Source organism: Hyphomonas sp. J20-32, assembly GCF_055808555.1.
The window spans coordinates 2,030,176-2,044,023 of record NZ_CM147873.1 but is presented as its reverse complement, the minus strand read 5'-3'; the positions used below and the strand labels follow the sequence as shown (position 1 = coordinate 2,044,023).

Here is a 13,848-nt window from a genome sequence, read left to right as displayed (position 1 = left end):
CTGTTACAAGGGCCAGCGATCCCTGGCGTCACGCGCCGGAATCGCATGTGTTTCCGGCGATACTAAGGCGCGTTGGCGGCGCGTTAAAGGGTGGAGTGTCAGATGTCCTGCCGATCGACTTCGCCGTCGGTCAGCGAAACATCGGGCAGCGGACGCTTCTCGGGTGCCGGCGCAGACAGGCCGGACGCGAGTTTCTCTTCCAGCTTGCGACGCTCGACAGCCGGCGGGCGATTGTCGAGCGCATATTGCCAGGCCTCGCGCGCCTCACCCTTGAGGTCCAGGTACCAGTAGATATCGCCGAGATGGCTTTCGATCTCCCAATGGCGATGGGGCTGTAGCTCCTTGCGCGAGGATTCCACCATGCGGCGCGCCGCTTTCAGGTCGCCCATCTTGAACAGGGCCCAGCCGAACGAGTCCGAAATATAGGGATCGTGTTGCGCCAGCGCCTTGGCGCGGGCAAGGACACGGTAACCTTCCTCATACTTGTCGGTGTGAATGATGAGGAAATACCCCAGTGAATTCAGCGTGTAAGGATCATTCGGCCGGGCCAGCCGCTCGGTGCGCAAAAGGATGATGGCTTCGTTGATCTTGCCCGCTTTGCCCCACGCATCGGCCAGCGCAAGGCGCCGGTCATGCGTATCGTCGAGCTCGCGGGCCTGTTCAGCGTTCGTGGCCGCTTTCTCGTAGCTGCCAAACTGGCCATAAATCTCGGCAGCGAGCCCGTGTGCGGCGGCACGTTCCGCAGGTCCCTCAGCCGACACGAGCAATTCATCCAGCAGGTCTCCTGCTGCGGCTTGGTCATCAAGCAAGGTCCGCAATTGAAGTGCGCCGTAGAGCGTTTGCAGCCGGTTCTCGTCATCAGACAGCGCGATCGCCCGGTCGATGGCGGTGCGGGCCGCATCCTCCTGCCCGGCCATGAGCAGGGCCTGGCCCGCAGCGATTTCAAGCGGTGCCGTCGACTTCGGTCCGACAAGCGCCACATGGGCTGCGGACTCATAAAGCGCGTTTTCGTAAAAGTCGTCCACGATGGATGTGCGCAAGCCGGCATCCTCGGGATAGACCAGCAGGGCCACCTGATCGAGCGCCGAGCGCTGGTCGTCAAACCCGTCCGGACGCCCGCCCATCATGATCTTGCGGATGATGCGCTGCTCCTGCATGGCGCGCGACACATCGGCCAGCGACTGCGCAAAAGCGGCCCGCACGTTGAGCGGCTCATTCCTCAGGTTCTTGCCGGTCTCGAGGCTATCGAGTGCGGCGGCATAGCTGATCGCTTCTTCAGGTTCGGCATCGGCCAGGCGCTGGTAGACGGCCTTCGCCTCATCAATACGCCCCAGCCGCTGCAACAGTAGGGCATGCCGAGAGATCACGGTTTTCACGTGCGCGTATAGCAGCCCCTTGGGATCAAACTCGTGGTCGGGAGCCTCGATGTTCGACGGCGTGAGGGACTCATAAACCGCCAACGCCTGCTCCGGCCGGCCAACGGCTTCCAGCATGGCAGCAAGCGACAGGTCGCCCGTCAGTCCGGGCATGCCCGAAGACGTGCCCCGATGCCGATCGATGGCTGCATCGGTCTGGCCGTCCATCGCGAGGAACCAGGCATCAAGATAGCCGTAGAGCCGCGACCGGCTGGTGATCTCTTCAGCGTCGTCCTCGATTCCCAGGATGACACGCGCGCCAGCCGTGTCGCCAGCCGCAGCGCGGTCGATCGCAAGGAATGCGTTGAAGAGTGGATTGGAGTCACGGTCTTCCTGGTCCAGCCTCTGGGTCATCAGCAGGAATGCCGCCATGTCGCCAGCCTTCACCGCATCAATCGGCGCCGGATAGGCCGCAATGCCCACGGGCTTTCCGTTCGCGCCGATCACGGCCGTCGAACGCGCCGCAGCCGACAGACCGGCCTCCTCGTAAGCCAAGGTGGTCGCATCAATGATCGGGGCGGGTTCGGTTGAGGCGCAGCCTGCAAGCGAAATGGCGATTGAAAGGGCAGAGGCGGCTAAGACTGGCTTGAAACGCATGGGCGTCAGGTTTCTCCGTTTCGCATGTGCGAAGAATGAAGCAGCCCCGTGAGGCAAGAACAAGGCCCCCAATGGTAAAAGCGCGGACAGGTTGCCCTGCCCGCGCCCTTGTCACGCAATCGTGTCGGGAACCCTACATGTTCGGATAGGCTGGCCCGCCGCCGCCTTCGGGCACGGTCCAGTTGATGTTCTGGTTCGGGTCCTTGATATCGCAGGTCTTGCAGTGGATGCAGTTCTGCGCGTTGATCTGGAACCGCAATTCGCCGCCCTCCTCGATCCACTCATAGACCCCGGCCGGGCAATAGCGCGCCGACGGGCCGGCATAGACATCGTGCTCGGACGATTTCTGCAGGGCCATATCCAGCACTTTCAGGTGCACCGGCTGGTCCTCGCCATGGAACGTGTTGGTGAAGGACACGCTGGTCAGCTTGTCGAAGCTGAGCACACCATCCGGCTTCGGATAGGTGATCGGCGTGAATTTCTTGGCCGGCTTCAGCGAGGCCGCATCTGTCTTGCCGTGCTTCAGCGTTGGCAGGAAGCCAAAGCCAACAAGCGAGCGCAGCCACATGTCCGGCACGCCGATCATGGCCCCGATCATCGTGCCGAAGCGCGACATCAGCGGCTTCATGTTGCGCACGGTCGACAGGTCTTTCTGCACCCAGCTGGCATGCATCGCATCGTCATACTCGGTCATCTCGTCGCCGGAACGGCCGGCCTTGATGGCTTCGAACGCCACTTCGGCGCCGAGCATGCCGGTCTTCATGGCATTGTGCGTGCCCTTGATGCGCGGCAGGTTCACGAACCCGGCGCAGCAGCCGATCAGCGCGCCGCCCGGGAAGCTGAGCTTCGGAATGGACTGCAGGCCGCCAGACGTGATGGCGCGAGCACCATAGGCGACGCGCTTGCCGCCCTCCAGGTAGCGCTTGATGTCGGGGTGGTGCTTGTAGCGCTGGAATTCCTCGTATGGGGCGAGATAGGGGTTCTTGTAATTGAGGTGGACGACGTAACCGACGGACACGAAAGGCTCGCCATTGTCGCGGAAATGGTAGAGGAAGCCGCCGCCATTGCCGTCCTTGTCCTGGACCGGCCAGCCGAACGAGTGCTGCACGAGGCCATCGACAAACACGTCTTCCGGCACGGACCAGACTTCCTTCAGGCCAATGCCGAATTTCTGCGGGTCGCAATCGGCCTGCAGGTCGAACTTGCCCATGATCTGCTTGGTCAGAGAGCCGCGCGCGCCTTCCGCGAACAGGACATATTTGCCGAGCAGTTCCATGCCGGGCTCGTAGTCGGGCTTCTTCTGGCCGTCCGCACCGATGCCCATGACGCCGGCAACGACACCGCGCACTTCGCCCTTGTCTCCATAGACGACGTCGGATGCGGCAAAGCCCGGATAGATTTCCACGCCCAGCGCTTCGGCCTCGCGGCCGAGCCAGCGGCAGACATTCGCCAGCGACCCGGCATAGCAGCCATGATTGCTCATCAGCGGCGGGAAAGGCAGCCAGCCGAGCTCGGCCGAACCGCTTTCGCCGAGCAGCTTGTAGCGGTCGATCTTGACCTCGGTCTTCAGCGGGCAGTCGCTGTTATTGCGCCAGTCGGGCAGGAGTTCGTCCAGCGCCTTGGGGTCGAGCACGATGCCCGACAGGATGTGCGCGCCGATTTCGCCGCCCTTTTCCAGCACGACGACGGACAGGTCTTCGCCCGCCGCATTGGCGACCTGTTTGAACCGGATCGCTGCCGACAGGCCAGCCGGGCCACCGCCGACGATGACCACATCATATTCCATCGACTCGCGCTGCGGGGCGTCATCGGCCATTGGTAACTCCTCATTTTGGCGTGTAGGATAACGCCGTATATTTCAAACATTAAGCAATTACAGCCTGTTTCAGGAAGGTCCAGAGCGTCGCAATGCCAAACCCCGCGTCAAGTGAGGCCCTTCAGGCCCTGACCGACTGGTGGCAGGACATGGGCGTCGAAGTGGATTCCGCCCGTATCGACGCGCTGATGCGGGAATTGAAGGCGTCCACGCCCGTTCAGAAAGAGATTGGCGGGGCTGTAAAAGCCGCACCCAAAACCGCGCCGCGCCGTGGCCGGGCGCCCACCGACTGGGTCGCCGAGGCCACGAAAGCCGCCGCCGCCTGCGATTCGCTCGAGGCACTGAAAGCCGCCATCGAGGCGTTCGAGGGCTGCCCGCTGAAAGCCGCGAGCGAACACACGGTTGTGTATGATGGCGTCCCGGGCGCCGACCTGATGGTTATCGGCGAGGGCCCCGGCGCAGAAGAGGACCGGCGCGGCTTGCCCTTCGTCGGCAAGGCGGGGCAGTTACTTGACCGGATGCTGGCGGCCATCGGGCGCTCGCGCACCGAGAACACGTTCATCACCAATGTGAATTACTGGCGCCCGCCCGGCAATCGGAACCCGGACGTCGAAGAGCTGGACGTCTGCCGCCCCTTCGTCGACCGGATGGTCGAGCTGGGAAAACCCAAACTCATCATCGCGGCTGGCGGCGTGCCGGCCAAGGCCCTGCTGGACGGCGCCGACGGCATCATGAAGATTCGCGGCACCGAACATGTCTTCACCACGCCCGGCGGCGCTTCGGTGCCCCTGATCCCGATCCTGCACCCGGCCTATCTGCTCCGCCGCCCCCAGGACAAAAGCCGCGCCTGGCGGGATCTCCTGCTGATCGAGCAGCGGCTGGCCGAGTTGGGACCTGGAAGTTGAGAGGAGGGCGAAAGACTGGAACGGACGAGCTTGCTTTCAGCATGTTCGCCTTTTTCCTATTCGGCGGCCTGACAGCAATTCCGATTTATTCGATTCTTCACTTTCCGCTTGGATTGCCAGTACAACTATCTGCCTTGGTTGCGCTCGCCTGCGGCGCGATAGCGGGTTTTTTTGCCGCGCGATCCGACAAAGGGCAGGACGTGGCGGAAACGATCTGGAATCTTGTGGTCGCATTCGCATCGTGGTCATAACCAATCCATGCCCGCTCCTCTCTCGATCATTATTCCCACGCTGAATGCCGCGGCCGACCTGCCGCTCTGCCTCGAAAGCCTGATGCCGGGCCTCGAGTCCGGCCTTATACGCGAAGTGATCGTGTCGGACGGTGGCTCCGAGGACGCCACCGCCGCGATTGCCGAAGCCTCCGGCGCGACCTTCATCACCGCCGCCAAGGGGCGCGGACGCCAGCTGGTCGCCGGGGCCGAGGCTGCGCGCGGCGACTGGTTCCTTTTCCTGCATGCCGACACGGCCCTCTCACGCGAATGGGCCGAGCGCGTCGCAGACCACATCCGCGACCGCCCAGGCAAGGCGGCTGTCTTCCGGCTCAAATACCGCTCCGACGACAAGGGCGCGCGATGGCTGGAAACCCGCGCCAATCGCCGGGCCCGCTGGCTCGGCCTGCCCTATGGCGACCAGGGCCTGCTGATCTCCCGGAAACTCCATGATGAGGTCGGCGGATTCCCGGACGTGCGCCTGATGGAAGACGTGATGATCGTGCGCGCCGTCGGCAAGAAACGGCTGAGCTTTCTTGATGCCGAAGCCCGCACATCCGCCGTCAAATACGAGCGCGACGGCTGGCGCAAACGCGCATGGAGAAATGCCTGGATACTGACGCGTTTCCTGCTCGGCACCAGCCCGGACAAGCTGGCGAAGAAATACACCTAGCGACAGGCTGCCGTCCGCCCGGACTCAATACGGCGCGGGACTGCGCCGGTGCGGGCGGAGAAACGGCTATCGGGTGATTGGAGCGCGTGCCTTCGGCTTAATCGCGTCGCGGATGCGTTTCAGGGCATCCCGTAACCGCTTCTTGTACCGGAAATGATCGGCTTCCACCAACCGCATGCGAAATGTCTTCTTCTTCCCATCGCGCAGGACTTCAAACGTGACCTTGTCCCCCGGGTTCATTGACTGTTGAACGAAATCAGTGGGCGACCTGGACATGTTGCTGGAGGTAATCCCGTTGGCGGCGACAACAATATCGCCAGACCGAAGCCGGCAATATCCCAGGAGTTTCGCCACTTTCTGTATCGAGATGACGCGCGATGCGAAACCTTCCGGATCAAGGCCCAGAGCGATTTTTTCCTGACGGTCCAGCGGCGCGGCGCGGGCGAATTTGTAGGAACGGCCGTGCCACTGGGTGGCCTGCCAGCGAACGGGATCCTCTTTTCCCGGATGATAGGTCGCGGCACTCATGAGCGCCGCGAGCTTCGGGTTCGGCAGTACATCGATGATCATGTGGACTCGCGTCTCGTCACCGTTCATCACCGAATGGACGGCCTGGTTGTCAAACGTCCAGGCACCGCCGACCGCGAAATGCAGCGAGCGGCCTTCAGACATCAGCACCGCGCCCTCATTGGAAATCAGTGGAATGTGAATCCGCACATTGCGTGTCCAGGATTCGTGATCGTCTCGATGAACCCGCGTTATTCCGCCGGGCTTGGTCCGGAAAATGAATCCGTAGGTCGTGCCGCCGAAAGGGCCCTCTGGTGCCAGCAGCGACGATATGTACGGGAAATCAGCGAGCATCGGGTTCGTGCTGACGTCCTCGGTCACGAAATCATCTTCGTCGCCTTTCGCGCCGCCGCGCAGAAGCAGCATGTCGATTGAACAGTGCGCGTCCCACAGGCTGTCGCCCCAGGATTCACCCGGAATGCGATTAAACTCATCCAACAGTCGGTCCATATCGATACTGACAGGAAGTTCGAGAAATGACCGTTTCCTGCACGCAGCCAGTATATCCGAAGATGGGGCCGGAGCAGCCATTTCGCGTTCGATTGCCAAAGCTGACATGATAATTTCGTCCCCTCAACCACGCGTCCGTTAACCATAACCTCATACGAGCATGCAGCAGAAGACGTCAATGTGACCAGGCCTGATTCGTCGGACTTTTGGCGATTTCGGAGTACACGAATTCTTACATCGGCAGTCGCGCCTTCGCAGACCGGACATGCGCGAACTCAACCAAGCGCAACAGCGGGTTGAAATCCGACCGACCGCAAGCCCGGACAAACTGGGCAGGAACCACGCTTAGTCCTCGTTCCAGAATTCCTCAGTCTGGAAATCTGCGCTGTGAACCTCGATCAGGTATTTCTTGAACGCATCCAGATCGGTCACCCGGCAGGTATAGCTGTCGGCCTGTTCGATATAAAATCGTTCCAGCGCGCCGTCTGGCGCGTCCCCGCAGGACGGCATCGCGAATTCATAGGTCGGCACATGGGTCGTCGCATCGCGCCGGAGATGCGCTACCAGGTATTGGTAGGAAACGTCACCGTCTTCACGCATCTCGACTTCGGCAAGGTAGACCGGATCGGTCGTACTGTCGGCCAGGTCTTGCTCAGGCACCAGTTCCTGGAAACGGACGAAGAGCGGCTCCTCGCCCGGATCCTCATCCTCAGGCGGCGACACCTCGTACGCGCCGTCATCACCCGCCATCACGATCCGGCAATCGTCTGCCAGGCAAAGCACAACACCATTGTAAGGCAACGTGACTTGCTCGCCCTCCGGGATCAGCGGCACGTCACTGTAGAAACAGGCGGACAGCGCGATCAGTCCGATCAGGGCAGCAAGAATCCGGGGCGGTAACATGGCATGTCTCCCTTGATTGACTTCAAGCTTTCCTCTGATTGAGGTCGAAAGTAAGGCCATGGAATGAAAAAAGCGACCGTCCTCATTTTCGCCAAGCCCCCGCGCATGGGCCTTGCCAAGACACGGCTGGCAAAGGGGCTGGGCCTGACCGAGGCGCGGCGGGTGGCCCATTTCACGCTGTCCCGCACGATGCGGGCCGCCCTTTCCAGCCAATGGACACCCATTCTCTATACAGCGCCCGACCGCGCCTTGAATGAAAGTCTTGGCCGCATCTGGCCGGCGCATCTTGTCCGTCGCAGCCAGGGACAGGGCGGGCTGACCGAACGGTTGGACCGCAGTCTTGCCGAAGCGCCCCCCGGCCCCGTCCTGTTCATCGGTGCCGATGCCCCAGACGTGATCCCCGCCCTGCTCCGCGCCGCGATCCGGGCCTTGCAGCGCCATGATGCCGTTTTCGGTCCAGCGTGCGATGGCGGCTTCTGGCTGTTCGGCCTCAACAAGGGCGCACGCACGAGATCGCCTTTTGGAAACGTAAGATGGTCAGGGCCTCACGCCATGGCAGACGTTTGGCGTAACCTGCCTGCCGCTGCCAGCGTCGCCGTATTGCCCACGCTGATCGATATCGACGAGGCGGATGACTGGCGCGCGTGGAATGCCGATCGTCGCAACTTGAGAAGCTGACGCCATCCTTTTGCATCCACAGCTTCCGCCTGAATCTCCGAAAATTGTTCTTGTTTTGTTCTTTATCTTATGGGCACATGAAAACCATGAGAACCGGACAGAAACTGAAGCCCACGGGACGCGTGACCCTGATCGAGACGCAGGCGGCGGCTGAGCGGCTGGAGCAGCGCGGGCGCGGGGCCGTGTCCAACCAGACGGGCCGGTACGAGCCCGAAACGCGGCATGCCTTTGACGATGGCTGGGATGGGTTGGAAGAGTCAGCCGAACGCATCGAGACGACAGTTACAAAGGAAACCGCGCGCACGATCATCACGTTCAACAAGTCGCCCGACATCTCGTTTGACCGGTCGATCAATCCCTATCGCGGATGCGAGCATGGCTGCATCTATTGTTTCGCCCGGCCCAGCCACGCCTATAGCGGGCTGTCGGCAGGGCTCGATTTCGAGAGCAAGCTCTACTTCAAGGCCAACGCGGCTGAACTGCTGCAGCGTGAACTGTCACGCCCCGGCTATATGCCCCGCCCGATCGCCCTCGGCGTGAATACAGACGCCTTCCAGCCGAGCGACCGCGAGAAGGGCCTGACCCGCGAATTGCTGAAAATTCTTGCCGCGCATAATCACCCGGTCAGCCTTTTGACCAAGTCTTCCCTGATCGAGCGCGATATCGACATCATCGGCCCGATGGCCGAAAAAGGCCTCGCCAAGGTCGGCATTTCGATCACGACGCTCGACCGCACGCTCGCGCGGAAGATGGAGCCACGGGCGGCGACCCCGGCCAGGCGCCTCCAGACGATCCGCGCCCTGGCAGACGCCGGCGTGCCGGTCACGGTGATGATGGCACCGGTCATCCCCGGCCTCACCGACTACGAGATCGAATCCCTGCTCGAGGCCTCTGCAGCGCACGGCGCCACCGGTGCGGGCTACGTGCTGTTGCGCCTGCCATACGAGATCAAGGACCTGTTCCACGAGTGGCTCGTCGCTCACGTACCCGACCGGGCCGCGAAAGTGATCAACACGATCCGCGAAATGCGCCGCGGACAAGACTATGACGCCCGCTGGTTCGAACGCGGAACCGGACGTGGCCCGGTCGCACAGATGATCGGGCAGCGATTTGCACGTGAGACAAAGCGACTCGGATTGGACAACCCCCGCCCGGCCCTGCGCACCGACCTGTTCCGCCCGCTCGAAACGCCCGACGGGCAGTTATTGCTGGGATTTTGACAGGCCACACACAGGAAATTCAGAAAAATACCCACAGGGTTATCCACAGGCTGCCAAATCGGTTAGTTTCGACACCGAAACGAACTCGACTGAATTCGGCTCCGCAACTATTAGGGTTTCAGAAACCGGCGTCCGTCACTGATTCGGCTTCACGAAACACGCGTTGCTTACACGGGGCTGGCAAAATGGAATTGAAACGAAATACGATCATGCAGGGCGACTGCATCGACATCCTGCGGCGCCTGCCCGATCAGTCTGTCGACTTGGTTTTTGCCGATCCACCCTACAATCTCCAGCTTGGCGGTGGCCTCACCCGTCCGGACCAGTCTGTTGTCGACGGCGTGGATGACGAATGGGACAAGTTCGACAGTTTCGACGCTTATGACCTGTTCACCCATGACTGGATGCAGGAATGCCGCCGCGTCCTCAAGGATGACGGCGCGATCTGGGTCATCGGCTCCTACCACAACATTTTCCGCGTCGGTACGGTGCTGCAGGATCAGGGCTTCTGGATCCAGAATGACGTGATCTGGCTGAAATCGAACCCGATGCCGAACTTCAAGGGCACCCGTTTCCAGAACGCGCATGAAACGCTGATCTGGGCCGGCAAGTCCGAAGCCTCGCGCGTGACGTTCAACTATGACGCGCTGAAAGTTTTCAATGAAGACAAGCAGATGCGATCCGACTGGATGATCCCGCTCTGCACCGGCGGCGAACGCCTCAAGGACGAAGCTGGCAAGAAGGCCCACCCGACGCAGAAGCCGGAAAGCCTGCTCGCCCGCGTCCTGCTGGCCACGACCAATCCCGGCGATGTCGTGCTCGACCCGTTCTCGGGTACCGGCACCACGGCGGCCGCCGCCAAACGCCTCGGTCGCGACTTTGTCGGCATCGAACGCGATCCGGACTATGTCCGCCTGTCGCGCGCCCGCATTGCCGCCATCACGCCTATCGAAGGCGAGATGCTGGAAACCGAGCGCAGCAAGAAGTCCCTGCCCCGCGTGCCGTTCGGTGCGCTCATCGACAATGGCTGGCTGAAGCCCGGCGACCGCCTGTTCTCGCCCCAGCGCCGTTTCCAGGCGCGCATCCGCGTCGACGGCTCGCTCACCACCGGCGCGGTGTCCGGCTCGATCCACCGCCTCGGCGCCCATGTCCAGCAGGCCCCGGCCTGCAACGGCTGGACCTATTGGCACTTCGAGACCGACAAGCGCGACCTGGCGCCCATCGACTTGCTGCGCCGCCGCTACCGCGACGAGATGGGCCTCAACTAGGCGTCCATCGTCGCAAGGCGGAATGCCTTGGCAAAGACTGTCGGCAATCCTTCAACGTCCCGGATGGGTGTCCACACCCCGTCCGGGCGTTTGCCGTTCAGGGTCGCGCGCTTCACGCTCAAGGTCAGGGCAAAGTGCGTGAACACATGGCGCACATCGCCAACCTGCTCCCAGTCCGCCTCGGCCGGAGGGGCCTCGTCGGGGATTCCTGCCTTGGGCCAATCCGTGCTCGGCAGGGCCAGCATCCCGCCGAGCAGGCCCTTGTCAGGGCGTCGCACAAGCAGGACCTCGTCGCCGTCTACCAGGACATAGGCACACCCTTGCCGCCCCCTTACCACCCCCTTGGCAGGCTTTACCGGATACCGTTCCACCGCCCCTTCCGCCCGCGCCGCGCACAGCTCTGACAGCGGACAAACGAGGCAATTGGGCCGCGTCGGCGTGCAAACCGTCGCGCCGAGGTCCATCAGAGCTTCAGCGAATTCCCCCGGCCTCTCCGCAGGCACAAGTGCCCGAACAGCCTTGGCGATCACTTTCTTTTCAGACGCCCAGTCGCCCTTCAGCGCCAGCAGGCGCGCAAACACGCGATCCACATTGCCGTCTACAGCTGCGGCCTGCTGGCCAAACGCAATCGCGGCAATGGCGCCGGCCGTATAGGGGCCAATTCCGGGTAGTTTTACAAGTTCCGCTTCGGTCTCCGGAAACCCGCCCAGCGCCACCACTTCGCGGGCGCATTTCAGCAGGTTGCGGGCCCGCGCATAGTAGCCAAGCCCGGCCCAGGCACTCATCACCGCCTCATCACGAGAATTTGCAAGCGCCGCCACATCCGGCCAGCGCCGCAAGAATTCATGAAAATACGGCGTCCCGTGCGGGATCGTCGTCTGCTGCAGCATGATCTCGGACAGCCATATCCTGTAGGGATCAGGGCGGATTCCCGCTGCGCGGTCTGCCGGCGATACCCGCCACGGCAGGTCGCGCGCGTGCCGGTCATACCAGGCCAAGAGCCGTTCCGGCAGCGCGCCGAGTTTTACCTTGCTGGCCACGTTCGCCTTTTCCTTGCCACCAAGCCGTGCTTGTCTTGGGGAATGGTCACAAGATCAACCCTCGACCCGATTGAAGAGGCGCGCGCGCGTGTGCGACTGCGTTACCAGCGGGCGCGCAAGGTGCATCCGGGCATCCCCCAGATCGGCCTTGCCGCCGAACGGCTGGGCCGCAAGGTTGGCGCGAAGAAACTGCCGGCCGTGCAAATCCTGCAGCGGCGCTGGCGGGAAATCGTCGGCGAGAAGCTCTATCCCTTCTGCCGGCCGGAAAAGATCACCGGCGGCAAGGACGGCCGGGTGCTCACGTTACGCGTCATCCCGCAAGCCGCGCCGATCGTCCAGCACCAGGTCGAGACGATCCGCCAGCGCGTATCCGTCTCTGCCGGAGGCGACATCGTTGCCATCAAGATTGTCCAGGGCGCGCTCAGCAACAGCGAGCCGACAAAGCCGCGGCGCAAGGCGCATCCGCTGACCGCCATACAGCGACAGCAACTTGAAGACAGCGCCTCCGCCATCGAAAATGCAGCCCTGCGCGCAGCGATTGTTGCGCTGGGGGCAGCTGTGCTAACCGCAGACGACTCCACTTCGCCCGCGCCGGACGCTGGTCCGGCCAAATAGCCCCCAATCCTTGAAGGCTCATTCCCATGGCTCTCGTTTCCCGCCCCTCTGCCCTCGTCTCGGTCCTCGCGCTGGTGATCGCCGCTTGCGGCAATGCGACTGGCGATGACACCACGCCCGCCCCGGCTGAAGTCACGGCACCTGCTGTCCTCGGCCACGTCAAAGGCGCCGAGGATGCACCACTCACAATCATAGAGTACGCCTCGCCCACCTGCTCGCACTGCAAGCATTTCCACGATGACATCATGCCGACCCTCGAAGAGAAATTCATCTCGACAGGAAAAGTGAAGTTCATCTTCCGGGAGTACCCGTTGAACGATCTCGATGTCGTCGCTTACGCGATGGCCAACTGCGCCGGAGAGGACAAGTTCTTCAAGGTGCTGGACGACCTGTTCGCGCACCAGGATAATGTCTTCGAAGCCTCAAAGACTGGAACGATCAAGCAGGTTTTCATTGATATCGCTGCCCGGCACGGCATCGCCGACGAAGCTGCGTTTGACGCCTGCATCGCCAACCGGCCGATCCGCCAGCGCATCGCGGACACGATGATGACGGGCGATGCATTCGGCGTGAAGGCGACGCCGACCTTCGTCGTCAACGGTACGGTCAAGCCTGCCGATGGCGATGTGCGCAGCCCCGAAGCCTTTGAAGCCTACCTGAACGGGCAACTGCAAAAGGTTGCGCAATAGACTGCCACTCACCGAATTAACGATTTGGCAACCAAGACGACTCAATTCTTAACGCGAAGGTTATGATGATGGAACGCATCTCCAGACGAACTGCTTTGGCCGCCGTTTCGGCGCTGGCGCTGGTTGCCTGCGGCAATGGCGAAACCAAGGGCGCGACTACTCAGGGCGGCGGCGATCCAGCCGCGATCGGCCATGTCATTGGCTCAGCCGACGCCCCTGTAACAGTTATTGAATATGCGTCCCCGACCTGCCCGGCCTGTAAATACTTCCACGATTCTGTCCTGCCCGAGATCGAGGAAAAGTACGTATCAACGGGCAAGGTGCGCTTCATCTATCGTGAATACCCCGTCCACGATATCGATGTTCCGGTCTATGCGATGGCCCTGTGCACAGGCGACGGCAACTTCTTCAATGTCCTGGACGATTTGTTTGAGCACCAATCCGGAATCACGGATGCGGCCAGCAACGGTGTCCTGAAGGCGGCGCTCGTCGCCATCGGTCAACGCCATGGCATCGCCGACGAAGCGGCGTTTGATACCTGCATGGCTGACGAATCTATTCGGCAACGCCTGAAAGCAACCTATGACGAAGCCCAAAAGGATGGTGTGGACAGCACGCCGACCTTCATCATGGACGGCCAGATGTCACGGTTCGAAGGCGACATCCGGACAGTTGAAGGATTTTCAGCGAAGCTCGACACGCTTCTCGCCAACGCGGCAGGACAATAAGGATATGAGGCCGGC

Annotated in this window: 14 protein-coding genes; 9 read left to right on the top strand and 5 right to left on the bottom strand. The window is 62.0% G+C overall.

Annotated elements, in window-relative coordinates; genetic code table 11:
- Nucleotides 1-98 precede the first annotated feature (98 nt).
- Complete coding sequence (locus AC0L7I_RS10080) at nucleotides 99-2,012, bottom strand: tetratricopeptide repeat protein (RefSeq protein WP_473396302.1); 1,914 nt, start codon at nucleotides 2,010-2,012, stop codon at nucleotides 99-101.
- Between the two features lie 133 nt (nucleotides 2,013-2,145).
- Nucleotides 2,146-3,828 carry an electron transfer flavoprotein-ubiquinone oxidoreductase gene (locus tag AC0L7I_RS10075; RefSeq protein ID WP_473396301.1) on the bottom strand — a complete coding sequence of 561 codons (1,683 nt, stop codon included), beginning with the start codon at nucleotides 3,826-3,828 and terminating at the stop codon, nucleotides 2,146-2,148.
- A gap of 92 nt (nucleotides 3,829-3,920) precedes the next feature.
- Between AC0L7I_RS10075 and AC0L7I_RS10070 the strand changes: the two genes are divergently transcribed.
- Genes AC0L7I_RS10070 through AC0L7I_RS10060 form a run of 3 tightly spaced genes read left to right on the top strand, consistent with a single transcriptional unit; the run spans nucleotide 3,921 to nucleotide 5,675 of the window.
- The gene (locus AC0L7I_RS10070) at nucleotides 3,921-4,733 is read left to right on the top strand and encodes a uracil-DNA glycosylase (protein ID WP_473396300.1); all 813 of its coding nucleotides are present in this window, start codon (nucleotides 3,921-3,923) and stop codon (nucleotides 4,731-4,733) included.
- A gap of 41 nt (nucleotides 4,734-4,774) precedes the next feature.
- Nucleotides 4,775-4,984, top strand: a complete 210-nt coding sequence (locus AC0L7I_RS10065; protein ID WP_473396299.1) for a hypothetical protein — start codon at nucleotides 4,775-4,777, stop codon at nucleotides 4,982-4,984.
- Between the two features lie 7 nt (nucleotides 4,985-4,991).
- Entirely contained in the window at nucleotides 4,992-5,675 is a 684-nt protein-coding gene (locus AC0L7I_RS10060) for a TIGR04283 family arsenosugar biosynthesis glycosyltransferase (protein WP_473396298.1), read from the top strand.
- Nucleotides 5,676-5,741: 66 nt separating this feature from the next.
- Here AC0L7I_RS10060 and AC0L7I_RS10055 read toward each other — a convergent pair whose 3' ends face one another.
- Both AC0L7I_RS10055 and AC0L7I_RS10050 read right to left on the bottom strand, forming a co-directional pair.
- On the bottom strand, nucleotides 5,742-6,800 hold the full coding sequence (locus AC0L7I_RS10055) for an aspartyl/asparaginyl beta-hydroxylase domain-containing protein (RefSeq protein WP_473396297.1): 1,059 nt from the start codon (nucleotides 6,798-6,800) through the stop codon (nucleotides 5,742-5,744).
- Between the two features lie 237 nt (nucleotides 6,801-7,037).
- A complete protein-coding gene (locus tag AC0L7I_RS10050) occupies nucleotides 7,038-7,595 on the bottom strand; it encodes a hypothetical protein (RefSeq protein ID WP_473396296.1) in 558 nt (185 codons plus the stop codon).
- A 63-nt stretch (nucleotides 7,596-7,658) separates the two neighbouring features.
- Here AC0L7I_RS10050 and AC0L7I_RS10045 point away from each other — a divergent pair, with 63 nt between their 5' ends.
- From AC0L7I_RS10045 to AC0L7I_RS10035, 3 genes are all read left to right on the top strand, one after another.
- Nucleotides 7,659-8,273, top strand: a complete 615-nt coding sequence (locus AC0L7I_RS10045) for a TIGR04282 family arsenosugar biosynthesis glycosyltransferase (RefSeq protein WP_473396295.1) — start codon at nucleotides 7,659-7,661, stop codon at nucleotides 8,271-8,273.
- 86 nt (nucleotides 8,274-8,359) lie between these two features.
- Nucleotides 8,360-9,493 (top strand): PA0069 family radical SAM protein, encoded by a 1,134-nt coding sequence (locus tag AC0L7I_RS10040; RefSeq protein WP_473399138.1) that lies wholly within the window; start codon nucleotides 8,360-8,362, stop codon nucleotides 9,491-9,493.
- Nucleotides 9,494-9,678: 185 nt separating this feature from the next.
- Nucleotides 9,679-10,761, top strand: coding sequence for a DNA methyltransferase (locus AC0L7I_RS10035; RefSeq protein WP_473396294.1), 1,083 nt, complete (start codon nucleotides 9,679-9,681; stop codon nucleotides 10,759-10,761).
- On the opposite strand, the gene AC0L7I_RS10030 is transcribed toward AC0L7I_RS10035, so the two are convergent.
- Nucleotides 10,758-11,801: an A/G-specific adenine glycosylase gene (locus AC0L7I_RS10030; RefSeq protein ID WP_473396293.1), complete on the bottom strand. Its 1,044-nt coding sequence runs from the start codon at nucleotides 11,799-11,801 to the stop codon at nucleotides 10,758-10,760. The two genes, AC0L7I_RS10035 and AC0L7I_RS10030, sit on opposite strands and share 4 nt — an antisense overlap.
- Nucleotides 11,802-11,843: 42 nt before the next feature.
- On the opposite strand from AC0L7I_RS10030, the gene AC0L7I_RS10025 reads away from it, so the two are divergent.
- The 3 genes from AC0L7I_RS10025 to AC0L7I_RS10015 all read left to right on the top strand — a co-directional run bounded on the left by AC0L7I_RS10025 (nucleotide 11,844) and on the right by AC0L7I_RS10015 (nucleotide 13,833).
- Nucleotides 11,844-12,416 carry a DUF721 domain-containing protein gene (locus tag AC0L7I_RS10025; protein ID WP_473396292.1) on the top strand — a complete coding sequence of 191 codons (573 nt, stop codon included), beginning with the start codon at nucleotides 11,844-11,846 and terminating at the stop codon, nucleotides 12,414-12,416.
- A gap of 26 nt (nucleotides 12,417-12,442) precedes the next feature.
- Entirely contained in the window at nucleotides 12,443-13,105 is a 663-nt protein-coding gene (locus AC0L7I_RS10020) for a DsbA family protein (RefSeq protein ID WP_473396291.1), read from the top strand.
- 62 nt (nucleotides 13,106-13,167) lie between these two features.
- Nucleotides 13,168-13,833 carry a DsbA family protein gene (locus tag AC0L7I_RS10015; protein ID WP_473396290.1) on the top strand — a complete coding sequence of 222 codons (666 nt, stop codon included), beginning with the start codon at nucleotides 13,168-13,170 and terminating at the stop codon, nucleotides 13,831-13,833.
- Nucleotides 13,834-13,848: the final 15 nt, after the last annotated feature.

Coding starts and splice junctions, on each gene's coding strand:
- AC0L7I_RS10070 (WP_473396300.1), top strand. CDS start 3,921: ATGCCAAACCCCGCGTCAAGTGAGGCCCTTCAGGCCCTGACCGACTGG.
- AC0L7I_RS10045 (WP_473396295.1), top strand. CDS start 7,659: ATGAAAAAAGCGACCGTCCTCATTTTCGCCAAGCCCCCGCGCATGGGC.
- AC0L7I_RS10040 (WP_473399138.1), top strand. CDS start 8,360: ATGAGAACCGGACAGAAACTGAAGCCCACGGGACGCGTGACCCTGATC.
- AC0L7I_RS10065 (WP_473396299.1), top strand. CDS start 4,775: ATGTTCGCCTTTTTCCTATTCGGCGGCCTGACAGCAATTCCGATTTAT.
- AC0L7I_RS10075 (WP_473396301.1), bottom strand. CDS start 3,828: ATGGCCGATGACGCCCCGCAGCGCGAGTCGATGGAATATGATGTGGTC.
- AC0L7I_RS10020 (WP_473396291.1), top strand. CDS start 12,443: ATGGCTCTCGTTTCCCGCCCCTCTGCCCTCGTCTCGGTCCTCGCGCTG.
- AC0L7I_RS10025 (WP_473396292.1), top strand. CDS start 11,844: ATGGTCACAAGATCAACCCTCGACCCGATTGAAGAGGCGCGCGCGCGT.
- AC0L7I_RS10055 (WP_473396297.1), bottom strand. CDS start 6,800: ATGTCAGCTTTGGCAATCGAACGCGAAATGGCTGCTCCGGCCCCATCT.
- AC0L7I_RS10080 (WP_473396302.1), bottom strand. CDS start 2,012: ATGCGTTTCAAGCCAGTCTTAGCCGCCTCTGCCCTTTCAATCGCCATT.
- AC0L7I_RS10015 (WP_473396290.1), top strand. CDS start 13,168: ATGATGATGGAACGCATCTCCAGACGAACTGCTTTGGCCGCCGTTTCG.
- AC0L7I_RS10035 (WP_473396294.1), top strand. CDS start 9,679: ATGGAATTGAAACGAAATACGATCATGCAGGGCGACTGCATCGACATC.
- AC0L7I_RS10050 (WP_473396296.1), bottom strand. CDS start 7,595: ATGTTACCGCCCCGGATTCTTGCTGCCCTGATCGGACTGATCGCGCTG.
- AC0L7I_RS10060 (WP_473396298.1), top strand. CDS start 4,992: ATGCCCGCTCCTCTCTCGATCATTATTCCCACGCTGAATGCCGCGGCC.